The sequence below is a fragment of the Roseiconus lacunae genome, assembly GCF_008312935.1.
In the GTDB taxonomy this organism is placed as follows: Bacteria; Planctomycetota; Planctomycetia; order Pirellulales; family Pirellulaceae; genus Stieleria; species Stieleria lacunae.
The window spans coordinates 1186930-1210263 of record NZ_VSZO01000001.1 but is presented as its reverse complement, the minus strand read 5'-3'; the positions used below and the strand labels follow the sequence as shown (position 1 = coordinate 1210263).

The window sequence follows — 23334 nt, the reverse complement described above, 5'->3', positions numbered from 1 at the left end:
AAGCGAAAAGTATGTTTCGGAACAAAGTGTGAGGAAGCGTGATCGGGAGGATGCACGTCAACAAAAGACCGGCGACCCGATCAGTCGAATTCTTCCACTTGGGTGACTTGGGTTTCGGTGAACCCGGCGATGGTTCCGGCATCCATCGCGTCGACCAAGTATTGAAGCTTACACATCTCATGGACTTTGATCACAAGTCGCATCGGACCGCCGGTGTTGGCGCGTTTGAGCGTCGTGATCAGGTTTTGTTTTCCTGGCGTTTCCTCTTGCCAGTCCGCCGCGAGCACCAGGAACGAGCCAAATTCGTCGACCTGCAATTCGATCGGCGTTAGGTCTTCATCCTCTTGTTCAACCACCGTCGTACTCGGCGCGTCGGTCTGCTGCCGAGGCATTTGAATCGACTTTTGCAAACTGAACGCAGCGGTGACCATAAAGAAGATCAACAGTAAGAACGTGACGTCCACCATTGGGGTCATGTCCAGTTCTTCTTCGTCGCGAGGTTCGCGTTTAAAGACTTGCTCGTCGTCGTCTTCATCCAAGTCCGCTTGGGCGACCGATGCGTCGGTCACGGGGATCGATTGGATCGGCGAAGGTGTGGGCTCGACCCTGCCCGACGCAACCTCGGCCGTGGTCATCTTGGCGGCGCCGACGGCGACCGGTTCTTCATCGGAAACCGCAACCGCTTCGAGCACTTCGCCATCGTCGACAAGTTCGGCGTCGACCACTTCTGCTCCGGGCAACTCCGCTCCGGGCAGTGGCGGCGGCATGTCATCGCCGGACATCACATCGCTTTCGGGCACGTGAACTGCCGTATCACATTCGGGACAGCGCACGCGTCGACCGGCCAACGAATCGTTGACCTTGTTGATGGCTCCACACTGTGGGCAGGTGACAGGGATCGACATAGGTTAGAAAAGTTTTGAGGCCGATAATTCAAGTAAGTTGACAGACCATCGGTTCTTTGACGAGCGATTGCCCGTGGGCCTGCCGACCGCCGCGGCTACCCGGCGTGAAACTCGAGCAGCGTATCGCTGCCGAATCACAATTCCTTCACGGCGATGTAAGTCGACGAGATATCCTCGAACGCATCACCAATGATCTTTTGAATCCGTGTGACTTCACCGACTTTGACCTCGGCGTCACCCATGATCATCACATGGTTCTTTTCGCGTCCCACGGTGCTTTTGAGTTCTTCGGTGACGTACTCGACCAGTTCTGCGGTCTGCAACTCTTCGTCGTCACTGAACTCGGTTCCGTTGACTCGTTTGACGACCACTTTGTCTTTACCGGCGGACTCGATGAACACGACCGCTGAATCCTTGGCGCTGATTGCGACCCCGTTGGCAGCCTCGGGGATGTCACCCATTTGCGTGGGGTCCATCTTGCTACAAACGACGAAAAAGATCAGCAACAAGAACGTGATGTCGATCATCGGGGTGATGTCCATCTCTTCGCTGTCGCGATTTTTACGCGGCATCGCGAAGTCATCATCACCATCGTCATCGATCAAATCATCGGCCATCGCTTACACCTGTCCTCCGGTGCGAGCCAACCCGGTCTTGAAAGCTTCAAAGAACCGTGCGAGCCCGGAACCGACCAAGTCTTCCATCTTTGCGATTTTGATGTTCAAGTTGGCGACCAACAGCATCAGCGGAATCGCGATCGCCAATCCACTGGCGGTCGTGATCAGTGCCAACTGGATGTCACCGGCCAACTTACTCGGCTCGACCGATGTCGCGGTTGCCAACGTTTGGAACGCCCCCATCATTCCGAAAACCGTTCCAAAGAGGCCGATCATCGGAGCGCTCTTGATCACCGTGCTGATCCAGCTTAACCGGTACTCCAGATCGCTCAGCACGTCGCGTTGAAAACGATCCATCATCGCGCGGCGAGCACGCTTGTAGCCGAGCTGACGATGATTGACGGCCAGCTCAATCATTTGCGGGACCGCGCGGGTGTCGCCTTCGCAGTACTCCAAGGCCGCTTCGAAGTCGCCTTTGGCCAGCAACTGCTCGATGTCGTCAAGGAAGATATCTTGCTCTTCTTCGGTCTTGAAACGTTTTTGACCGACGCGATTCCAGACCACGACGATGCAGTACAGGCCCCAAAGTGCCACCGCAGCGAGTGCAAAATAAGTCCCGTTGGCGATGATGCTAAACAGAGAGATCTCAGCGATCATTGAAGTCGGCTTCCTGAGGTAAACGTGAGTAGGTTGTGTGGTGAAAAGATTGTGTTCGACGAGTCACTAACGTCCGACTCGATAACGTTGGCTGACGATGCTAAAGGAAAACCCGTTGCCGTCGGGATTGCTTTCGAAAATGGTCTTGGCAATGTCATGGGGAAACTTTTTACCCTTTCGCTCGCAATACTCTTTTTCCATCTGGGCCAATTGATTCTCTAAGTCCTTGGGGATGAAACGGATCACGTTTCGTCCGGAGTAGGCGATCCCGGCGGCGGCGAGCAACTGCTGGTCAAACTGCATCAACGGGTTGGACAGTTTCCATGAAAAGTACAACCGTTCCTCGCTCTTGGGATCTTGGTTGACTGATTTTTTCGGTGATCCGGAAAGGTTCGATGCCATTTCGATCACGTTGGGACCACCGCCACCGAAAGCGGCGAGTTGGATTTTGTAGTGGTCGAGTTGCCGTGCGTAGTCTTTCTTGCCTTTGGCGTTAAACGTCAGTTCCCATCGCTCCCAGCGGCCGATGATGTCGTCGCCTTCGCCGAGCGGTCCCGGCGGACGGCTATCGCCCTTGCCGGTTCCCTGGGTCGAAGCGGTCGCGTTGGTGTTCGACGTGGTCAACGATGCGGCGACGCTACTGACCGCGTCGGTGACCGCTTCGATCGTGTCGGCCAAGGTCGGCTCTTGCAGGTCTTCGACCTCTTCTGCCCCCGGTGGCTCGAAATCTCGCTCGAAACCTTCGGGGTTCTCTCCCCGCCCGGGTGGGTTTTCGATGATCGGTTCGATCGGTTTGACTTTCGGTTCCCCGCTAAGCAACCAGACGATAAACATCATCGAAACGAACGCGCCGAGAAAAAGAATCAGCGCAAGAAACAGCGAGGTCACCGAATCGAATCGACTGACCTTCAACCTCTCGCGCTCGCTGAGCCGCTCCTGCTGAACACGCTCGCGGGCATCGGTCGCCTGTTGTTGTTCCCCAACAATCGTCGTCATCGTTTTTTCAAATGCCTCCCGACGGCAACGTCGCAAAACTTTTTCGACTTAAATACGTTCACTTTCGTTAGCTGCACAGCTTACGGTAGTCTGATCAGATCAGGCGATTGGTTCGACCCGGGATTGAGAATTCCGGGAAAATCGGCATCCAAAACAAACCACACTGGCGTCATGATCGGCCTCGGCCGACACAATAACTTCACGCGGTTTAGAAAAACGGCCCGCGAACCAATTGACGAGGCACGGCATCATACCCTACGATCCTCGCAAATTCGAATGAACCAACTGGTCAGGTAGCTCAGTTGGTAGAGCACGGCCCTGAAAAGGCCGGTGTCGCCGGTTCGAGCCCGGCCCTGACCACTTTCTTCACTCCGGTGATTCTCCACCGGATGGTATCGCCCCCCGCCGAAGAATAGCGATGCCCCGCGGTGACAAGCGATCGCCGCACTGATGCCCACGCGGCCAGCCATGTCGCCCCTTTGCTCTGCCCGGGCATCCCCGCGACCACGATGGCTCATTAAATCGACGTTCGTCTGCGGCAAAGCGGAATTCACAGGGACTATTGGCTGGTTCAAACACGTCACGGATGCAAGCCCGTCGCCCGTTTAGGCGACAAGTTCGCGCCCGACCGAACGGCAGGGCTGAAGCATTTTTTGCGAATTCATCCGAACGGTGACCGGCGACATGCCACCGCCACAAGCCTCTACTGATCTGACGTGATCCGAACACGCTAGCGTTTAGCCCCAACCAATCACTTGGGCTCAGCTTCCCAGCCGACGCGCGTTGGTCGCTGTGGTCATTGCACCGCAACCCGTCGCCAACGCCATGCGGCTAATCCCAAGATCGACTGGGATTGCCGCTTTGCGATCCGGTCCGAAAAATTGCAACCTATGACGGCGTGTCGGCGTTTTCGCAGGCGTCCAGGTAACGCCGCAACTCTTCCCGAACGCGCGGGAACAGCAATAGCAACCCGCACATGTTTGGGAACACCATTGCAAAGATCATCGCATCGGAAAAATCGATGACGGAGCCCAACGATACCGCTGCCCCGATCACGATCACGATGCAAAACAACAGTTTGTAAGACAGATCTGCCGCTTGGCTTTTGCCGAACAGGTACTTCCAGGATTGCAGGCCGTAGTACGACCACGAAATCATCGTCGAGAACGCAAACAAGAAGATCGCGATCGTGAGAATGTACTTGAATCCGGGAAGTACGCTATCAAAGGCACGCGAGGTCAAATCGACTCCGCCGACTCGGACGCCTTCAATCAAGACCGCTTTGGATTGGACATCGCCCCACTGAAACAATGTTCCGCCGTTGAAAAGAACGATCACAATTGCGGTCATCGTGCAGATCACGACCGTATCGATGAACGGCTCCAGAAGCGCGACGACGCCCTCCGATGCGGGGTACTTTGTCTTGACCGCCGAGTGGGCGATGGCGGCCGACCCTGTGCCGGCCTCGTTCGAAAACGCGGCCCGCTGGAACCCCTGAATCAAGACCCCCATCACGCCGCCGACACCGGCTTCGGGTGTGAACGCACCGGCTACGATCTCTTTAATCGCCCAGGGCACACTGCCGAGGTTCATGACGATAATGATCAATGCCGCGATGCAATAAATCGCGGCCATCAATGGGACGATCTTCTCCGTCCAACTGGCGATTCGTTTGATCCCGCCGATGATCACGAAGCCAACCATGATCGCCATCCCAATGCCGATGAATGTTCCAGAGGCACCTGTATCAGGCAAACCGAAAAGTGTCTTGATCTGCTGGGCGGCTTGGTTGGCTTGAAACGCATTCCCGCCGCCGAACGAAGCCCCAATGCAAAACAAGGCAAACAGAACTCCCAAGACTTTGCCTAGTCCTGTCAGCCCCATATCGGCAACGCCCTTGCGAAGGTAGTACATCGGGCCGCCATGCACGGTGCCGTCTTCTTCGACGTCGCGATAACGGACCCCGAGGGTGCATTCGACAAACTTGCTGGACATGCCCAGCAAGCCGCAGATGATCATCCAAAACGTTGCTCCCGGTCCGCCGGTCGCGACTGCCACGGCAACACCGGCGATGTTTCCCAAACCAACCGTTCCGGAAACCGCCGTCGCCAACGCTTGGAAGTGCGAGACCTCGCCTTCGGCTTCATCGCGGATCGTATCGACCAAATCACCGTCGACTTCGTAAACATCGACATGCTTGGGAATCTCTTCTCCGAGCTTTTCTAACTCGTCATATCTGCCGCGAACGACGCGGATCGCGAGCGGCAACAAACGCACGTTGGCGAATCCGAAAGCGACGGTAAAAAACGCCGCGCCGAACACCAACAACAAGACGACGAAAGGAACATTCTCCAGCCCGGGAATTGGAATCGTAAAAAAGACGATCGATCCCCACCTGTCGGCGATCGGTTTGAACGCCTTGTCGATGGCTTGGTCCAATCCCGATTCGACCAACCCCGGTTCAACGGCGTCTTCTCCTCCGGCTTCTTCGACCTCGGGCTGCTGGGGGGGAAGCGGCTGTTCGACAGGTGTGTCGTCGGCGGCCACTTCCGCACTTGGCACTTCGACAGCGGATGACTCGATTTGGTTTGCGGTCGATCGGTCGGAGTCGTCTTGGGCTGTGGCAGCTCCGGCCAGTTGGGTAACTATGATGGTAAGGAGGATGACCAAGCCGAACGGTTTGAAACCGCTTGGCATGATTCGAGACAACTTCATCGAATTTCCCGGGTTGTAACGTGAGTCATGAGGATCGCCCGTCGAGATAACATAGTGACTTTCGAGTACGCGTGGGCGAATGATTCTTCGTGTCGATCAATTGAAGGCGTAATGTTATCGAATTCCGACACTCGGAGCCGTTAGCGAGCGCCTTACGTGTTTGTTACACAAAATCATCGTCGGCGCCATCGTTTGTTCTCGGCAAAGACCGCCTGTTTGCTTCAATCGTGTAAAACATCGCGATCATGAAAAGAATCTGCATTATCAATGTCGTCGGTCTCACACCGCGTTTGCTCCGTCACGGAGAAACCCTGTTCGACTTGGCTGGGCGCCCGGACGAATCAACGCTGACGGATGGCAGTGGAAACTTTGCCCCGTGGACCAGCCCGCTGCCTGCGGTCACTTGCACTTCCCAAGCAACGATGCTGACCGGCCTGCCCCCTCGCGATCACGGTATCGTCGCCAACGGTTGGTACTACCGCGAAACGCAAGAGATACGATTCTGGCAACAAGCGCGCTCACTGATCGAAGCACCGACGTTCTACGATGATTTTGAAACCGCCAAGATGTTTTGGTGGTTCAATCAATCGTCGTCGGCAAAGTACAGCTGCACTCCCAAGCCGCACTATGGCTGCGACGGAAATAAAGTGTTTGATGTCCTCGATCACACCGGTTGCGACCTCGTCAACAAACATGGACCGTTTCCATTTTTCAGCTTCTGGGGACCCGGCGCCGGATTACCTTCCAGTCGCTGGATCGCCGAAGCATCCGCCACGGTGATGCGGCAAAACCGTCCACAAGTCACCCTCGTCTACTTGCCTCACCTTGACTACGACTACCAACGGCAATCCCAACAGGATCCCGAACGTGTCGCCGAAGTCGACCAATGCGTCCGATTGCTTAAAGCGGCCGCCGAAGACATCGATGCACAAGTGGTCGTCGTTTCCGAATACGGTCTGGTCCCGGTCGATCGTCCCGTGCACATCAATCGCGTCTTGCGCGAAGCCGGCTTCCTTGGTATCCGCAACGGGCCATTCGGCGAAATGATGATGCCGGGCGAATCTAAGGCGTTTGCCGTATCCGATCATCAACTCGCCCATGTTTACGTGAATGATCCGGCGGTATTACCGGACGTCCGCCAATTGCTCGAATCGACGACGGGGATCAACGGAGTTTATGACGCCGACGAATTGGAACTCGATCACCCTCGCAGTGGTGAATTGGTCGCACTGGCCGATGGCGATGCTTGGTTCACCTATTACTACTGGCTTGCCGACGATCGGGCCCCCGATTTTGCACGTACGGTCGATATCCATCGCAAACCCGGCTACGACCCCTGCGAGTTATTCATGACCAGCAAACTACGGATGGCCGGTCGCCTGATGCAGAAGAAACTGGGCATGAGATACAAGATGGATGTGATTCCGCTGCAAGCGAATCTCGTTCGCGGCAGCCACGGCGTTCATCCGGATTCAGCCGACGGACCGTTGGTCATTGGCCCTCACGATTCGCAGCCGCTTCCGACCGACATGCGAGAGTTCGCGGACTACGCACGTGGATTATTGGAGTAGCGCCCGTCGGGGTTTTAAAGGCATCACCGAAATTTTCCGCGACGAGATTACTAGGAACTCAACTCAATCCGCCGCAACGCGACGTCAACGACAAAGATCGAGAGCGCAATCATCAACAACCAAGGCCACAACGGAAATGGTTGCCGGGCGGTCTGATCAGATGCCTCGAACAAGGACTCCGGCGACGGATCGTATTGGCCTTGGCTAACGGTCGCGATTCGCTGCAGCGTTGTTGTGTCGGTCGGCAGTAGACGCAATTCATCGCTGTAACCGATCGTGATCCCACGCGACACCCGACTGGTCTTTCCGCTCGTTCGTGTCTGTGCCAAATCGATGTGATAATCGCCGCGTTGATCGGTCGGGATTGTCGTTTCGAACCGCCCGGGAGCCGACTGTCGCATGGCAAGTTTTTGACGTCCCAGCCGTGGATCGATCAAATTCAACTCCGTCGTCGCGTTTTCGATAAAGGCACCGTTGTCGTCGACCGAATCGAGCGAGATATGCGTTTGATCGCCTTCACGACGAACCTCGACAAAGACGCCTTTGTTGTCTTGCTTTCGCATCGCATGGCGAATGACCTGAGCCCAGAAGGGGCCGAAGTCGGGCCACGACAACCATTCACCGGCCCAACGGTTTTTGGCATCGCTGGTAAACGCCACCGACATCCCTAGCCCATATCGCCACCAAGCCAATAGTGGATCGCCCGATTCACTCGCCAAAATAAACTCGGCCGTCGGTTTCGGACGCGTGACCACATATCCCAACAACAACGGCGATAACTCCAAGTCGATTCCTTCTAAAACGTTGGTCGGCCGAACCGTTTGCGCCATAAACGGCAATTCATTGATCGCGGACTTACTCGCCTCGACCGTTTCTTTGGCGAACACCTGGGGAACCGCGTCGGCTGAATCGCAAAAGTAGTAGCGACCGCCACCGATCTGAGCGAGTTCTTCGAGCAACGCTTCGCTGGAACCCTGCCCGAGTGCGACGGTCGAAAGCGTGATTCTGTTGGCAGCCATCTCCGAGGCGGCGCCTTGGAAATCTCCTGGCGAAGACACCCCGTCGGTCATCAAGATCACATGCTTTAACTTTGCCGTTGCGCCACGCAGGGCATCCAGGGCGTCGACCATACCGGGATACATGTTCGTACCCCCGCTCGCTTCGATCGTGCTAATCGAATCGATGATCTGGCCTTTATCCGACGTCGATCGCAGTTCGGAAACGGTGTAGGCCGAACCGTCAAACGCGATCACTCCGATCGCATCCCGTGGTCCAAGTAGCTCGACCGCTCCGCGTGCCGCGTCCTTCGCCAATTCAATTTTCTGACCGCCCATCGAGCCACTTTTGTCGATCACCAGCATCATCGCGAGCGACGGTTTCTCGCGTTCTTTTTCAAAGTTGCTACGGACCGGCAGGATTTCTTCGATCTGCGTACGATAATAGCCGCCCAAGCCAAACGATTGGTCACCGCCGAGCATGACCAATCCGCCACCGAGTTCTTTGACATAAATCCGGATCAAATCCATCTGCCGCATCGTCATCGCGGTAGCCGGGACGTTCGACAACACCACGCACTCATAACCTTGAATTTCGGTCAGGTCGGTCGGCACCCCTTGCGGCGGACGAACCTCGACGTCGATCGATTGTTCATCGAGTGCCCAACGAAGCGAATCGGTTTGATCGACATCGGGATCGATCATCAACACCCGTGGGCGTCCCTCGGCATAGACAACCGCCGAGGATTCATTGTTGTCGAACAACGTGTCTTCAAAACCACGCAACCGAGCCGCAAAGGTTTCCTGGCGTTTACCGAGCACAGTTTGTCGGAACCGAAAGCGGTTCTCGCCTTTCTTGATTTCCACTGGCTTGGGGTCGTCCTCGCCGATTTGAATGTCGCCGCGATACAAATCGATGTACCCTTTGCCATCTCGGTTACTGCTGACGACCACTTCGACATAAAACGGTTGCCCTTGGCGAACCTGTGTCGGTGCCTCCACACGAGTTAGCTGCACCTCCGCTTCGCTGCGACTCGGTAGCGGCACCGTCCAAATCGGAACACCGCCGTCGGCCGCGGTAGCGATCGGATCCTCGCCTTCGGTCGCGTTGCCATCACTGATCAAGACCACCCGCCTGACTCTCGAGGGCGGCATCGATGCGATCGCCGTCCGCACGGCCGCGTCCAAATCGGTCCCACGTTGAGTGTCGTCGGGTTCATTTGACTGGGGATCATCCGAATCGCCCGACCCGGATTTTAATTCTGTTTCTTCGACCTCTTCGGTAGCGGATTCCGAGCCCGCTTCGGATGATTCGTCGACCTGCTTTTGAAGATCGTCCCACGATTGTTGCAGCTTCGCCGGGCGTTTAGCGAATTCGAGAAAACGCAATTCGACATCACGATCGGCCGCCGACTGGACCGCTTTGTCAATGAACTCATCGGCTTTTTTTCGAGCCGCGTTGTCGATACTCTCGCTTCGATCGATGGCAAAGATCACCATCTGCTGATCCGTGTCACGCATCAACACGGGACCGGCGAGCGCCGCCGCCAACAATGCCACCACCGCGATCCGCAGCACCAACGAAAGTCGTTTTTGCCAAGCAGGAAAATCGCTTAGTGACCGAAAGTGATACCAGATCAGCCACGGCAAACCCGGTATCAAAAGGTACAACCAGCTTAGTTCAGACCACTTCACTGCAACCGATCCCTCCGCTAGGCGACGACGCGTCGTTGAAACAGCGCCCATTCGGCGATGACCAAGCCACACGCGGCCAGGACCAAATAAAACCAAGGCGAACGACTAGCCGGCGGAAGCGGCGCGCTCGCATCATCTGACAACTCGGGTACCCGCAGATCGCTCTCGTTAGGATCCGTCAAATTCACCGCGACGGCTTCGCCAAGCGAGCCCGCCTCCAGATCACTCGCTGACGTCGATGATTCTTGATCGCCTTCAGTCAGCTCTGCTTCGGTGGGTTGTTCTTGACCATCGATAGGCGTCTGATTCTTTGATTCGGTGGTCAGGTGATAGACGCCGGTCTGCGAGAGGGCGCCTAGTTTGGCGAATCCGTCTTTCACCGTCACCGGGCTCTCGTCGCCAGCGGGACCGATCATTCGGGCAAGTGTGGTCTCTTCGACCGGACCGATGTCCCAAGGAACGTCCGCTGCGATTCCTGTTGCGAGTGCCGGTCGGATCTCACCGGTCTCGCGGAAGAACCAATTCATCGCGTTGGTCATCAACACCGGAAAGGCAATCCGGAGCGGCAAATCACTGGAGTCCAAGTCGGACGCGAGCAACAAAATCCGCCCTTGCTCACGCTCGACGGACACACACACCGTTGCGCCGGTCGCGGTTTCCAGCAACGTCGTTGCGTTCCCGAGTTGTTCGTTGACCGCGATGTCACGGCCGCCGGCCAAGATCACATTTTGCAACTGCACATGACGCAATAGCGGCGACGACGTTTCTTGCTTGGCGATGATCGGATTCTCCATCGCTTCACCGATTCGCCATGCCGGAGTCCCCTGTGATTCGTCTGCACCGGCGAACTGCTTCGGACCGTCAGCGGGGATATCAACGAACAACACGGGCCCATCGGGAATCGCCTCGGGGACAACACCGGCGAAGATGTGCAGTTTTGCCTGATCGATTTGTGATTGATCGACGATCCGCACTAACGGAATCGATTCAAGCACTCGGTTGAGATAATAAGATTGGCTTTCGTCGCCGATCACCAAGTGCACCGGGATCTCAGGGCGTTCGGGCAAAATTGCTCGGGCGACATTGTCGATCAATAAGGCGTCGTCGTCTTTTAGTTCACCCGTCAAGACACCGCCGGCTTGCGACGTCGCGTCGATTTGTGTTCGATAGCTTTCGCCCGCTTGAAGTTTCAGTGGAATGACATCCGCCAGGACATCGTTCAGTTTCAACGTCAGCCGATTCTCGACAGGATCTTCCGAGAAATTTTTCACTTCCACCAATAGCGAATACCCGATTGGATCGACCGTCGAGCGACGTACTTGGAACGTCGTGATCGCGACGTTGTCAAGCGTTTGCCCGACCGAGATCAGACGGACATCGTCGGCGTCCAGTCGTCCATCGAACGCAACGTCTTCGGGTGTCGTTGACTCATCTTGGGCTACTCGCGATTCCTGATCTGCGTCGGAATCGTTGCTCGACTCTGCTTTCAATCTGTCACGATCGGTCACACCTCCGTCGGTGAAAACGACGATTCGTCGACGCTCGGGATCACTCGCCAAGCGGCGGGCCGCCGCGACGGCGTCGCGAACCTGGGTTGGCCCATCGGTCAACTTGATCTGCTCGATCGCTTCGACCACTGTCGGAGCAAAATCGGACATCCCAACGACCACCCGCACACTTGTCCCTGCCGTGATCAACGCAATGTTGTCGCCGTTGCGAAGTGTCGAAGCCATGTCCGACGCCTTGGAACGAGCTTCTTCCAGGCGAGTTTGTTGGGTGTCGGGATTGATCGCGCCCATGCTGGCCGAGTTATCGATCACCAAAATCAGATCCTGTCCACGATCGGCTTGTGAATTCCAAAGTGGGTCCGCCAACGCAAACCCCAGAAAGCCGACGAATGCCAACTGCAGGAGCAACGACACCCAGTGTCGAAGATTTTGCCAAAGCGACCGTTGACGCTTTTGTTCGAACACCTGCTCCCAAAAGAGCAACGTCGAAACCTGACGTCGCCGCAACCTGGTTTTCAGAATGTAGAACCCAATGATCGGCAAAGCGACCATCAGCCATAACAGTTTGTCTGGTGACGCAAGTGACATTGATTTACCCCACCGCCGCGGCACGCATCATTTTCAGTAACACCGCATCAAACGGCACGTCAGTCGTCGTTCGCGTATGGGCCAGACCGTGCGTCCGGCAGTACCGTTCGATGTCGGCGACGAAGGCATCAAATAGCTGCTTGTATTGACGCAACTTTCGCTCGGTCACGGTGACCTTACGCTCGGTTCCCGTTTCACAATCCACCAATTGGACATCGCCAAGCAAACTCGGTGAGGCCTCGGCGGCGGTGTGAATCTGGATCACATGCGGTTCGAACTGGGCATAACGCAAACGGTCGACACCTTCGCGAAACCCGGCTTGGTCAAACAAATCGCTAACGACGATCGCCAACCCGGTCCGTGGCGCACGGGAAACAAATTCACCGACGGTGCGTTTCAGATCGGTCGGTTCGGCATGACAGTGCAAGCTTTCGAGAAATCGCAACACGCTCAAGATTTGATCTTTTCCACGCACCAGCGGCATCGACACCTTCATGCCATCTGCGTAGGCAAAAATCGAAACTCGATCCAAGTCGGCGAGCGCGATGTATGACAGTGCGGCGGCAATTTGCCGGGCTAAGGTGAACTTTGGAATCGACTTTTGATCACCCTCGCTGGGATCTTCGACCAGCATGCTCTGGGACACATCAAGCAAGATGTAGACGTGTAAGTCTTCCTCTTCCTGGAATCGCTTCAGTAGCAAATCGCCGTGGCGTGCGTAGACATTCCAATCGAGATAACGCAGGTCATCACCGTGGATGTATTCGCGGTGATCGGAGAACTCGATCCCGCCACCGGTCTGCATCGTTCGCCGCTGGGCCAATAGCTGACCTTGGAACATCCGTTTGCTAAGCAGCGACAGATATTCCAGTTGCTTTAGGAAGTCAGAATCAAAGATAGGCGTAGACGTTTGGTTCGCCATCGTAACTCAATCAATAGAGATGAATGGCAAACTTAAACGGCAGTTTCTTGACCAACCTTTTCGATCAAGTCGTCAAGGATCGAATCGATTTGTACCCCTTCGGCTTGGCCCTCGAAGTTCAACATCACGCGGTGACGCAACACCGCATGCACGACGCCTCGCAAATCATCGCGGCAAACGTGAAAACGCCCATCTAATACCGCTTTAATTTTAGCGCACAAGATCAACGCTTGAGCTCCACGCGGGCTGCTGCCGTACCGGACGAACTGGCGCACCATCGGGGTTGCGGTTTCATGTTCGGGATGTGTTCCCATGACCAGTAAAATCGCGTAGCGACGAACGTCATCAGCGATTGGGATTTGGCGGGCGAGTTGCCCCATTCGAACGACACGGTCGGCAGCGATCACTTTGTCTGGCGGAGCGATCTCGCCCGCGGTCGTCCGGTCCATGATCGTTTCCATTTCTTCGGTCGTCGGAAATGGCACCATCAACTTCATCAGGAAACGGTCTAGTTGAGCTTCCGGCAACGGATACGTCCCTTCCATTTCCAACGGGTTTTGTGTTGCCAGGACGAAGAACAAGCCTTCGAGCTGATGGGAGGTGCCGGCGACCGTCACGCTGTGTTCCTGCATCGCTTCGAGCAGTGCCGACTGAGTCTTAGGCGTCGCGCGGTTGATTTCGTCCGCGAGGACGACGTTTGCGAACAAAGGTCCGCGCTGAAACTGAAACTCTTTCTGACCGTCGTCGCCTTCGATTAAAATATTGGTCCCGATCAGATCGGCCGGCATTAAGTCGGGCGTGAACTGAATCCGGCTAAACGGTGCTTCCAAGACTTCACTTAACGTTCGCACCAATAATGTTTTTCCCAAGCCGGGAACGCCTTCAAGTAGCACGTGACCGCCTGCGATCATCGATGTCAAAACACCATCAACGATCGGCTCCTGGCCGACGATACGTTTGGCGACTTCATTTCGCAGTTTTTGGTATTCATCTCGAAAGTGACCGAGCTCGCTGCGAAATTCGTCTTCGGAGAGTTGCATTCCCGTTGTTCCCGTCGTTAACAGAAGGCGGCTGGTGGCATGACTTGTCGTAAGCCTTATTGATAACCTGTCCGCGGTCGAGATGCAAAACAATTTGGCACCTCTGCTAGACAAAGCGTCTTAAAAATAACTTCCCCGAAAAGCTGTTGCCCTGTGTATCTGAGGCCCTATCCGAAAAACGATGGTTGCCGGCCGGTGAACCGATGACGCCGCCTTTCGCCGGACTTTGACGACGCTGGGCCGACGCTTACACGTTCGCAAAGGTGACCAATCTTGCATCACTTGCCGGCGGCATATTCCTCTTCGAGCGGCAACGTTCTCTCCGCCAGGCTCTCTCACCGCCAGTCAAGGCGATCCATCTCGTCATTGGCACCCCTGAGTGCGCTACCATGTGACCTTCAATTGGTTCAAATTGGCGAACTCCCTTCATCGTTAACACGCTAAACTGGTGCAACATGAGCACACCAAACGAGTGTTTGATGGCTCGCCCTCCCTCCGCACCAACCCCAAAAAAGGACCTATGCATAACATCGCCCTGCGGGTCTGCTGGTCAGCGCTCCTACTGGCCTCTCTCGTCAGCCAAACTTGCGTTGCCAACGACCGTGAACAAGCCGTTCGGAGCGACAAACAGCGTGTCGAGGCGGAAGGATTTTGGATGTACAACGATATCCCAGGGGCGCTCGAAAAAGCCAAGAAATCGGGCAAGCCCATCGTTGTCGTTCTCCGCTGCCTTCCTTGTGAAGAGTGTGTCAAACTGGACGACGAACTTGTCGATAATGATCCGGTCATTCGCCCGCTACTCGAACAATTCATCTGTGTTCGCCAAGTCGGCACCAACGGGCTGGATCTGGACACCTTTCAATATGACACCGATCAATCCTGGGCATTGTTCTTTCTTAACGCGGACAAAACAATTTATGGTCGCTTCGGAACTCGGTCGCACCGGACCGAATGGTATGGCGACGTCTCACTGACCGGGCTCGCAAAGGCGCTGAAGGGGGCGCTCGATTTGCACCACGATCTTGATCGCTATGAGAAATCTCTCCAAGGCAAACGCGGCCAACCGATGGAAGTGGCGTCACCGGAAAAATACCCTTCGCTAAAGGATCGCTATACCGATTCACTCGACTACGAAGGCGATGTGGTCAAGAGCTGCATTCACTGTCACCAAATCGGCGATGCCCAACGCGAGTACTATTGGCACCAAGGCAAACCGATTCCCGACAAAGTCCTTTGGCCCTACCCGCATCCCAAATCCATCGGGCTGGTCATGGATCCCAACGAGATGGCGACGGTGAAGGAAGTCGAAGCCGACTCGATCGCCGCTGCTACCGGCCTAAAATCCGGCGATCAAATCAAACGTTTTGATCGTCAACCGCTGCTCTCGATCGCCGATATCCAATGGGTCCTTCACAACCTTGATTCCGATGGACAAAGCGTCCCTCTATTGATCCAACGCGACGGGGCTAACCTCAACCTGACGATGAACTTGCCGTCCGGATGGCGCAAAGCGGGCGACCTGTCCTGGCGGGTCTCCACATGGGGATTGCGACGCATCGGCGGTGGCGGAATGGTGATCGAGGATTCTCACGACGATGGCTTGCTGATCACCCGCGTCGGCAAGTACGGCAAACATGGAACGGCGCGACGCGTCGGAATTCGTGAAGGCGACCTGCTACTTTCCTACGACCGAAAACGCTTCGATCGCGAGCAAGATCTGTTGACCTATGTCGTCACGGAAAAACAAGCCGGCGATCATGTCGACGTGAAAGTCAGACGTGAAGGAAAAGAGCTGACGTTCAAGTTGCCTATCCAGCAGTAAGAAGACAGTTCACCTGAGGCCGCGCACAAAAAAAAGCAGCCACATAGGTGACTGCCTTCGTTGATTTCTAATCGCCCGGCCTGCCTTATTGAGGCATTTGGAATCCCGGTGGAAGCGCGAAGCCGCCTTCCGGTGGAGCCGCAGGTGAGGATTGCGGCGATGTGCTCGGTACGGCCGCTGGATTTGCCGATGGCGTTGTCACAGGCTTAGCTGATGCCGAAGGGGTGTCGGCCGAAGTAGGCTTCGCCGCCTCGGCCGGCGGCGCTACGGTGGCTTGTTGAGGCGACGACGCTTGAGATGCCGACGGCCCCGCTGGCATCCGGTAGGACGCCGGACCGACTTTCACCGCGCCGCTACTGGCCGTTTGTCCCATCGACGTTGGCCCCGCGATCGCTTGACCGTTCGTCGATACGGGACGTACCGAACCGCCCGGTGATGCCGCCGCCGGACCGGTCGCTTGGTCGCTCAGCGATGCAACCGCCGTTGCCGGCGTGGTCGCCGCCGGACCATTTGCCGGGCTGGTTGCTCCGGGCATCCGCTCGAGCTGTGCCAGCAGTTGCTTGGACCGTTCAACCGCTCGTTTGGTCGCCGGATCTGATTCGGCTTGTGGGGCATAGGTGAGCGCTTGATTCAAATGCCGCGACGCTTCGGAGCCTTGTCCACGTTTGTGATGCAAGTAAGCCATGTTGAAGTGCGCGACTGCTGGCGTGTTGTTTGCAGCGAGGACTTTAAATGCGCCGCTGGAATCACCGGCTTCAAATCGGACACTGGCCAAGTTATTGGCGTAGCGTGATGAGCCCGGCGAAAGCTTCAACGCTTGCTCGATCGTTGACGCGGCGGCACTATGGTTGCCGAGCTTGCTAAGCGTTAGCCCGAGGTCGTTGTACAAGCCCGCGTCGTTCGGGTTCTGCTTAATCGCCTTGTCAAAAAACTCCGCCGCCTTTTGGTGGTTGTTTTGACGGAAGTGCAAACGCGCGATGTGCGCCAGTGCTGCCGGATCGTTAGGGTTTTTCTCTAAAGCCTTGGCATAGCTTTCCATCGCCTTTTCAAAATTATTCGACGATTCCCACAGCCGTCCGTTGGCTACGAAGACTTCCGAAGTCACCTCAGCCTTATGGGCCAAGCTGGTCGGGTCGGTCGCGTCACCTTCTTGGACATCGGGGTCCATCGAATCGGGTTTGCCAAACCAACTGACCACGGTGTCACGAGATTTGGTGGCGGCGGATTTCGCGCCGCCTGCGATTGACGTCGCAACGTTCTTCGGTGCGCTCATCCAACCACTGTTTCCCGGCGTGTTCGATGCGACTCGGCCACCACCGGTGGTGCATCCACTGATGCCAGTGCATCCCAAGGCAACCGAAAGGGTTAGTGTCGCTGCGAGACGGTTTCGTCGTTTGGTTCGGCTAGACACGTGCTATCAATCTCCCATGACTCTGCAGTCATTTTTTTCGGGCAGAAAAGGTAACGAGGTTGCCATTGCGACCTGTTCATTTGATCGCGTACAACGTCCGTTTGTGCGAGTCGTCGCAGTCCTGCATACCTGCGCCGTCAATCTGTATCGGTTCTAGGGATCGGCACTCTCTGTCGCAGACTTCACATCGGGTTGGTCAGTTGGAGCGATTCAACGAAAAAAGGCGACCTTCCGTTGAAGGAAGGCCGCCTTTAGAGCGAATGATTGGTAGCGGAACGCGCCGAGCGTTTCGGCCGCTGATCGACCAACCGTGAGGACGACCAGCAAACGCGACGCAACGCTAATTACGCGTTGCTGATGCCGTTCCGGCGGCACTTGAACTCGGCAACTTTGGCGGTGCGAGTTGCTCCAACCAAGATCGGTTGACCTTCGTTGCCCAGTCGCCGGGCGCCGTCGGCGGCTTTTTGTCGGTGATTGCGATCATCGGAGCCGGGCCGTCGAGATCGAATTGGTCAAGCATGTCGCGAACCGCTTCGACCCGTGCTCGGGTTTCCTGCTCGGTCAGCGCTCGCTCGACATTGACAAACCGTCGCGAAGGCGGAGCCTGATACGCGATCCACGCCAACGACTGCTGGCCAGAGACGTTCAGGGCTCCGTCGCCGGTGCGGAATTGGTGCCCGGCTAACGTGTTATGCAAAGCCCAACCGTTGCGTTTCTGAGCTTCGAACGCCGTGATCACGCTCATCGCATCGGCTTCGGTGAACGGGTCCGGCCAAGCGTTGTTGCGGTGATACCCCGTTCGCACATTCGCCCAGAACTCATTCCATCCGGCGTCTACGTTTGAGGCAACGCTCGACAGCACCACCGCGGCGATCAACAAACGTCCAAATAAGCTAGTGCATCGCATGATTAGGGCAGTTCCTTCCGCCGATGGGGAAATGGCTGGGTGACCGATTCGTTAGTTGGCTTCACTCATCGTCGTTGAAGCACACCGGAATCGTGATGCAAGATAACGACTCGCTGGTTAGGAGCATCGGCAGATCAACCGACGACTCTTTGCCGCCGAGCCAGGCACCCGAATAACCGATACAATTTGTCCGCTAGGTGAGGGATTCCGCTCAAGAACAGTGTCCAGGCCTACAGCACTGACCCTCGACCAGATCATTTCGCCGGCTTTTTCCCGTCCCTCCCTGACAGCACGCCAGATCTCGATGCACGACAACGCAGAAATCGAAGACGAGGATGACTTTATCGAAAACGATCATTTCGCTGACGACTTTGACTATGACGAGTTCGTCGAAACTGAATTCGGCGACCGTCATGCGACCCAAGCGATTCCGGCGATTTGGCGATGGGTTGCGACAGGTTTGTTAGCGCTGATTCTGTTCTACTTTCTGATCATGATTGGTTCATGAACGATCTATTAGACTGCCACGGAAACGTCACCGACGGCATGCGTTTGGCCGTTTCCTCATTGATCACCGATGGCGTGATCGGATCGGCCACGTACCACGCCGAAACCTCTTCCACCAACTCCGATGCACTTCAATCAATCCAAGCATCGCCTACCGATGGCTTGCCCTCCGATCATCTGCCTCGATTGTTTCTGACCGACAGGCAAACTGCCGGACGTGGCAGGCAGGGAAATCAGTGGAACAGCAGCGAAGACTCGTTGACGTTTTCACTGCTCGTCGAATTCGACTCGCACTCCCCCCACGCTGACCTTACGTCGGTCGCTTGCGGCGTGGCGGTATCCCAAGGCATCGAGTATTGCTGTGCACCGATCCGAGTCGGATTGAAATGGCCCAACGACCTCTGCTTGGTTCGCGACGGCCAACGCCGGATGATCGAAAAACTCGGTGGGATCTTGATCGAATCATCCGCGGCTGCACCTCACCGGCTGGTCATCGGAATCGGAATCAATGTCGCCAATCGTCCTCAGCTCACCAATGGACACAGCACGCCCGCAATCGCCCTTTACGATGTCGTCGAACGACGCGTCAGCCGCGAAGACCTTTTGCAATCGATCGTCCAGTCGGTTACCGAGTCGCTACGTGCCTTATCGACTTCAGGCAAAGAAGTCGTCAAAGCCTACCGAAGCCGCTGCGTCCTTTCCGGACGTCCGATCACATTGCGTCAAAACGATTCGCTGATCGAAGGGCTTTGCCAAGGCATCGCCGACGACGGTTCGTTGCAAATCACCGGTGCCCACGGGCAGACGCAACTTCTACGGAGTGGGCAAGTCCATCAGGTACGTCTCGGTTGACAGAGCTCCCTGATCGTGTCCACGCAAGCGACATCTTGGCTGAGTGAATTACCTCTAAGCCGAAGACGTCAGTGCTTTGTCCCGATTGAAAACTTGGCCTCAAATCTTCTGTCGACGGGCGTTCGCCCTGGTTGTCAACTGGAAACCGTGGCGAATGCCATTCGGCTAATCCTGATGTCAGATGTCGACGGAACTCTAGCACTTATGGTTTTTCTAGCTAGCTAGAGTCAACGCAATTCACATCTTAGCTTGCTTGATTTTGACCGACTTTCCGAGGTCCACCGGCGCAAGTTCTGCATCACCGGGCGTGACGGTCACTTCAATCGGAGTGCTCTCGACGGCGGCGAATTTTGGATCGACCAACATGTACGAATCGTTCGAAGCCGATCCCGATGGATCGTCACCGCTTCCGGCCCCGCCACCTTCGGTTTCGGTCTTGTAAAAGGTCACCTTGTATGCCCCTTCTGGCGCCCCGTCGTACTTGCCGAGCGTCTTAATGGCAACGGTTCCCATCGCGTCCGTCGCGCCCCCACAGGCCCAACGTCGATTGGAGGGATCTTGTGGAATGAATTGCACACTCACGCCTTCGACCGGCTGGCCGTTTTGCTGGACCACCATCGTGACCGGATGTAAATCGGGCATGCCATCGGGAGCGGTGCTTCCTCCGCAACCGATCGACGCGACCCCAACCAATCCGAACAAAATCAATTGCGGGAAATTAAAACGTTTTAACGCAGTCATTCGTAGTTTCTAAATTCGCACGAGAAGTACAGAGCGTACAAAAGCAACCACGCTCGCCAAAGCGTGGAAACAACCGATCACCAATCAAAAGCCGCAGACCCTGTGAGCCGGCGGCGATAAGCAGGTAAACACGAGTCCTTGGGTTTAAGCATCTGGATAACACTCTCCCGCTTGCGGGAGGGTCGGACGAGCAAACGGCCGGGGAGGGTGTCCTCTCCCACTGGGAGAGTGAAATGACTGAAGCCGAATCATTCGTGTTCAACTGCTTCGCCGCGGGCCCTGCGAACCAACGGCGCGGGCAGCGGGCCTCGGCTTCCACCCCAGCTCGGCTTCCACCCCAGCTCGGCTTCCACCCCGACGCTATTCACGTCCGGCTCACGGTTGAGAGGTCTTTATACCAATCCCGCCGTCACCGAACTTCATCTCAGCCGTGAATGCTGAGATGGTATGAGATCGCGTTGGAAAACGTTATTCCAACTCGTTCACTTCTTTGCCTTGTGGCGTTCCCATTGCGCCCCAGATGCCGTAGGGACTTTCTCCCGAGGTCACTTGATTGGCGTAAGGATCACCGGCGTCGATCGAATCGGTGACGAAGTTAACCGACCCGTCAAACATCAATGTCTGAACACCACCGGAGTGCTGGCTGGAAGGAGCATAAGTTCCCCAACTATTGTTGCCTCCGCCATAAGCACAAGAAGGCGAGTTCGGCGGGAGTGTTGTGGTGAACTTGTTATTGATCGTTCGCCCATCACCGAGAATCAGACCTCGCCAGCAGTCGGCTCCGTTAAGGTATTCGGTGGGATTGTCGGTTTGAAGTGGGACGTTCAAGCAAGGCCCCGGAACGCCTGTTCCACCACTGTAGATGCCATTGAATGCGGCCACATCGCCCTTGACCGTGGCGAAATCACGGGGCGTTGCCGCCACTTCACTCATTGCGATTGTGTTGGAAGTTCCATCGATTATGTCACGAAATCGGCGACGTGTTTTATTGAACTCGTCGGGCAACGATGGCAAAAACATACTGCGGAAATCGCCGCGCGCGATCGGACTTGCCTCTTGCGAGTTCGTCCGTGCGTTATGCCACAATTCATCACCGACAGAGAACACATAACAGTTCTTAGAAACGGTACTGTATTCCGGGTTATCAGCGTTTGCCGCAGAAGGGCAGATGAAGGCGGACTGCGGTCCGGCATCACGAAGGGTTTGGCTTTCCCATGGCCAAGAACCAGCGGGAGCCTGCTTGGCATCTTCGACGAATCCTTCATAGAGGGCCGTCATTTCTAGAAACGGCATGATGAAGATTGCCGCACTCACAGTTCGTGTCTGCGTTGGCATCCCTCCGTTATAACCTTCAAACCAAACCGCCCCGGCGGGAAACTGTTTGTAGGCGCTGTGGTAGTTGTGCAGTGCCAAACCCAACTGTTTCATATTGTTGGAACATTGCATTCGCCGAGCTGCCTCGCGGGCCGCTTGCACTGCCGGAAGCAACAGCCCGACCAACACTCCGATAATCGCGATCACCACTAGAAGTTCGACGAGAGTAAATCCTTGTCGCGCATTTGATTCTTTCACCCGATGTTCCTGTCTTATGAGAGCGGAATAGAAAACAAGCTCGTGAAAGACCGTCGCGACGCAAGCGATGTACCAATGTGAGTGGCGGGGATTTAAGCCACCCAGAGCGAAACCACCACTTCAGCTATCCTCATTCAGCACCAGAGAAAATGCCAGCGGGAAGGCCGATGGCGGAGTCGCTTCTTAAGGCAGATCTGTTCCACATTGAGCGATGGCTTCGACCGATCAAACTCTTTCGAACACCGTCGACAAAATAATGTCGTCGGCCAATCGCAATGGCAAGCGAGACATTTGAGCAAGCTGAATCGACGTTCTTTGCACAGCGATTGGGCATAGCCAAAGTCAACCTGCTTCGATCAAAGGCATCGGCCAGTGGACTTGGAACAGCCAAAGTATCAAAGCTTCGTTGCCCCGCGCGATGAAAGAACGCTCGCATTCGCGACGCATGTTTCCTCTTCGCGAAGGCATCGCGCAGCATTCACAAAGTATTCTCCCCGCAGCCGATCGAAATCAGAACAGTCAAGACCAGCGTTCTTCCTGCAAAGGCAACTTGCCAGCTTAGATGAAGTCTTGCTTGAACTTAAATGGGCTGGAAAAAAGAAGACCGCCTTGTTCGCCAGGTACTCGGACTTCCGCTACTGTTTTTCGGCATGGTTCGGATGTCGCTTCTGCCGCTGCTTCGCAATTGCTTTGACTGTGGCAGGATCAAGAGTGTCCCAATCTTTCTCGTGACTGATCACGGGCACGTCGGGGAACAGTGATCCGGTAGGACGCTGCTGTCGGCCCAAGATCCTGACGGATGGAGAAAGGCAACCCTTCAGTCGTTAAGTAGTGGACTTCGCCAGAAGTCCCTTTCAGGCCGGAAGGTTTTGATTTGGAATTCTGGCGAATCCCACTACCATCGAACTGAAAATCGTCGGCCGTGATGTGCCCGAATTCCCCTTCAATGATTCTCCAGGGAACCGCCGGTGTCTTCTTTGCCGGCTTGTAGTGGACTTCGCCAGAAGTCCGGCGTTTTTGCTTTCCTTGCTTGAGGGAATTCTGGCGAAGTCCACTACGGTACAGTGCAAGCAACGCCTTCAGTTCCTTGACGACTTCCGGATGTTCATCGTGGACATTCCCCGTACAAAACCAATCCGGAGAGAGTCAGCGGATTTGGCAGGGCTTTTCGGCCCGGAATGGCTGTTGCGATGCGATTCCCGTCTCGTTCGTTGGGAACCGAGACGAGACAAAAACGAAAGCTATTCGTTGCTTTGCTGTTAACGGAAGCTGCTTTTTCTCGCATGTCTGCGAGTGGTTAACAGGGAGAGAGA

General features: G+C 55.7%; 18 protein-coding genes and 1 tRNA gene. 5 read left to right on the top strand and 14 right to left on the bottom strand.

What is annotated here, in order from left to right:
* Window positions 1–80: 80 nt before the first annotated feature.
* The 4 genes from FYC48_RS04670 to FYC48_RS04655 form a co-directional block, all read right to left on the bottom strand.
* On the bottom strand, window positions 81–905 hold the full coding sequence (locus FYC48_RS04670; RefSeq protein WP_149495446.1) for a biopolymer transporter ExbD: 825 nt from the start codon (window positions 903–905) through the stop codon (window positions 81–83).
* A 134-nt stretch (window positions 906–1039) separates the two neighbouring features.
* The gene (locus tag FYC48_RS04665) at window positions 1040–1522 is read right to left on the bottom strand and encodes an ExbD/TolR family protein (RefSeq protein WP_149495445.1); all 483 of its coding nucleotides are present in this window, start codon (window positions 1520–1522) and stop codon (window positions 1040–1042) included.
* A 3-nt stretch (window positions 1523–1525) separates the two neighbouring features.
* Complete coding sequence (locus FYC48_RS04660; RefSeq protein WP_149495444.1) at window positions 1526–2179, bottom strand: MotA/TolQ/ExbB proton channel family protein; 654 nt, start codon at window positions 2177–2179, stop codon at window positions 1526–1528.
* 66 nt (window positions 2180–2245) lie between these two features.
* Window positions 2246–3175, bottom strand: coding sequence for a hypothetical protein (locus FYC48_RS04655; protein ID WP_149495443.1), 930 nt, complete (start codon window positions 3173–3175; stop codon window positions 2246–2248).
* 287 nt (window positions 3176–3462) lie between these two features.
* Here FYC48_RS04655 and FYC48_RS04650 point away from each other — a divergent pair.
* A tRNA-Phe gene (locus FYC48_RS04650) sits at window positions 3463–3535 on the top strand.
* 528 nt (window positions 3536–4063) lie between these two features.
* Here the strand turns inward: FYC48_RS04650 and FYC48_RS04645 are convergent.
* Window positions 4064–5890 (bottom strand): alanine/glycine:cation symporter family protein, encoded by a 1827-nt coding sequence (locus FYC48_RS04645; RefSeq protein ID WP_235034065.1) that lies wholly within the window; start codon window positions 5888–5890, stop codon window positions 4064–4066.
* Between the two features lie 245 nt (window positions 5891–6135).
* Between FYC48_RS04645 and FYC48_RS04640 the strand changes: the two genes are divergently transcribed.
* Complete coding sequence (locus FYC48_RS04640) at window positions 6136–7461, top strand: alkaline phosphatase family protein (RefSeq protein ID WP_149495442.1); 1326 nt, start codon at window positions 6136–6138, stop codon at window positions 7459–7461.
* A 50-nt stretch (window positions 7462–7511) separates the two neighbouring features.
* Here FYC48_RS04640 and FYC48_RS04635 read toward each other — a convergent pair whose 3' ends face one another.
* From FYC48_RS04635 to FYC48_RS04620, 4 genes are read right to left on the bottom strand one after another with little or no spacing between them, the layout of a single operon-like run.
* On the bottom strand, window positions 7512–10151 hold the full coding sequence (locus tag FYC48_RS04635; protein WP_235034064.1) for a VWA domain-containing protein: 2640 nt from the start codon (window positions 10149–10151) through the stop codon (window positions 7512–7514).
* 17 nt (window positions 10152–10168) lie between these two features.
* A complete protein-coding gene (locus FYC48_RS04630; RefSeq protein WP_149495440.1) occupies window positions 10169–12247 on the bottom strand; it encodes a vWA domain-containing protein in 2079 nt (692 codons plus the stop codon).
* A 4-nt stretch (window positions 12248–12251) separates the two neighbouring features.
* Window positions 12252–13169 (bottom strand): DUF58 domain-containing protein, encoded by a 918-nt coding sequence (locus FYC48_RS04625; protein ID WP_149495439.1) that lies wholly within the window; start codon window positions 13167–13169, stop codon window positions 12252–12254.
* A 32-nt stretch (window positions 13170–13201) separates the two neighbouring features.
* Window positions 13202–14209, bottom strand: coding sequence for an AAA family ATPase (locus FYC48_RS04620; protein ID WP_149495438.1), 1008 nt, complete (start codon window positions 14207–14209; stop codon window positions 13202–13204).
* A gap of 520 nt (window positions 14210–14729) precedes the next feature.
* Here FYC48_RS04620 and FYC48_RS04615 point away from each other — a divergent pair.
* Window positions 14730–16031, top strand: coding sequence for a Trx7/PDZ domain-containing (seleno)protein (locus FYC48_RS04615; RefSeq protein ID WP_149495437.1), 1302 nt, complete (start codon window positions 14730–14732; stop codon window positions 16029–16031).
* Window positions 16032–16116: 85 nt separating this feature from the next.
* On the opposite strand, the gene FYC48_RS04610 is transcribed toward FYC48_RS04615, so the two are convergent.
* Window positions 16117–17442, bottom strand: a complete 1326-nt coding sequence (locus FYC48_RS04610) for a tetratricopeptide repeat protein (RefSeq protein ID WP_235034063.1) — start codon at window positions 17440–17442, stop codon at window positions 16117–16119.
* 340 nt (window positions 17443–17782) lie between these two features.
* On the bottom strand, window positions 17783–18349 hold the full coding sequence (locus FYC48_RS04605) for a hypothetical protein (protein ID WP_149495436.1): 567 nt from the start codon (window positions 18347–18349) through the stop codon (window positions 17783–17785).
* Between the two features lie 304 nt (window positions 18350–18653).
* On the opposite strand from FYC48_RS04605, the gene FYC48_RS04600 reads away from it, so the two are divergent.
* Both FYC48_RS04600 and FYC48_RS04595 read left to right on the top strand, forming a co-directional pair.
* Entirely contained in the window at window positions 18654–18857 is a 204-nt protein-coding gene (locus FYC48_RS04600) for a hypothetical protein (protein WP_149495843.1), read from the top strand.
* Complete coding sequence (locus tag FYC48_RS04595) at window positions 18854–19708, top strand: biotin--[acetyl-CoA-carboxylase] ligase (RefSeq protein ID WP_160149315.1); 855 nt, start codon at window positions 18854–18856, stop codon at window positions 19706–19708. The genes FYC48_RS04600 and FYC48_RS04595 overlap by 4 nt, the downstream gene beginning before the upstream one ends.
* Window positions 19709–19945: 237 nt before the next feature.
* On the opposite strand, the gene FYC48_RS04590 is transcribed toward FYC48_RS04595, so the two are convergent.
* The 3 genes from FYC48_RS04590 to FYC48_RS04580 all read right to left on the bottom strand — a co-directional run bounded on the left by FYC48_RS04590 (window position 19946) and on the right by FYC48_RS04580 (window position 23095).
* Window positions 19946–20449 (bottom strand): carboxypeptidase regulatory-like domain-containing protein, encoded by a 504-nt coding sequence (locus FYC48_RS04590; protein ID WP_149495434.1) that lies wholly within the window; start codon window positions 20447–20449, stop codon window positions 19946–19948.
* 468 nt (window positions 20450–20917) lie between these two features.
* Complete coding sequence (locus FYC48_RS04585; protein WP_149495433.1) at window positions 20918–22021, bottom strand: DUF1559 domain-containing protein; 1104 nt, start codon at window positions 22019–22021, stop codon at window positions 20918–20920.
* A 705-nt stretch (window positions 22022–22726) separates the two neighbouring features.
* Entirely contained in the window at window positions 22727–23095 is a 369-nt protein-coding gene (locus tag FYC48_RS04580; RefSeq protein ID WP_149495432.1) for a hypothetical protein, read from the bottom strand.
* Window positions 23096–23334: the final 239 nt, after the last annotated feature.

Excerpts from the sequence above, each read along its gene's own strand:
- FYC48_RS04670 (WP_149495446.1), bottom strand. The coding sequence starts at position 905 with ATGTCGATCCCTGTCACCTGCCCACAGTGTGGAGCCATCAACAAGGTC.
- FYC48_RS04665 (WP_149495445.1), bottom strand. The coding sequence starts at position 1,522 with ATGGCCGATGATTTGATCGATGACGATGGTGATGATGACTTCGCGATG.
- FYC48_RS04660 (WP_149495444.1), bottom strand. The coding sequence starts at position 2,179 with ATGATCGCTGAGATCTCTCTGTTTAGCATCATCGCCAACGGGACTTAT.
- FYC48_RS04655 (WP_149495443.1), bottom strand. The coding sequence starts at position 3,175 with ATGACGACGATTGTTGGGGAACAACAACAGGCGACCGATGCCCGCGAG.
- FYC48_RS04645 (WP_235034065.1), bottom strand. The coding sequence starts at position 5,890 with ATGAAGTTGTCTCGAATCATGCCAAGCGGTTTCAAACCGTTCGGCTTG.
- FYC48_RS04640 (WP_149495442.1), top strand. The coding sequence starts at position 6,136 with ATGAAAAGAATCTGCATTATCAATGTCGTCGGTCTCACACCGCGTTTG.
- FYC48_RS04630 (WP_149495440.1), bottom strand. The coding sequence starts at position 12,247 with ATGTCACTTGCGTCACCAGACAAACTGTTATGGCTGATGGTCGCTTTG.
- FYC48_RS04625 (WP_149495439.1), bottom strand. The coding sequence starts at position 13,169 with ATGGCGAACCAAACGTCTACGCCTATCTTTGATTCTGACTTCCTAAAG.
- FYC48_RS04620 (WP_149495438.1), bottom strand. The coding sequence starts at position 14,209 with ATGCAACTCTCCGAAGACGAATTTCGCAGCGAGCTCGGTCACTTTCGA.
- FYC48_RS04615 (WP_149495437.1), top strand. The coding sequence starts at position 14,730 with ATGCATAACATCGCCCTGCGGGTCTGCTGGTCAGCGCTCCTACTGGCC.
- FYC48_RS04605 (WP_149495436.1), bottom strand. The coding sequence starts at position 18,349 with ATGCGATGCACTAGCTTATTTGGACGTTTGTTGATCGCCGCGGTGGTG.
- FYC48_RS04600 (WP_149495843.1), top strand. The coding sequence starts at position 18,654 with ATGCACGACAACGCAGAAATCGAAGACGAGGATGACTTTATCGAAAAC.
- FYC48_RS04595 (WP_160149315.1), top strand. The coding sequence starts at position 18,854 with ATGAACGATCTATTAGACTGCCACGGAAACGTCACCGACGGCATGCGT.
- FYC48_RS04590 (WP_149495434.1), bottom strand. The coding sequence starts at position 20,449 with ATGACTGCGTTAAAACGTTTTAATTTCCCGCAATTGATTTTGTTCGGA.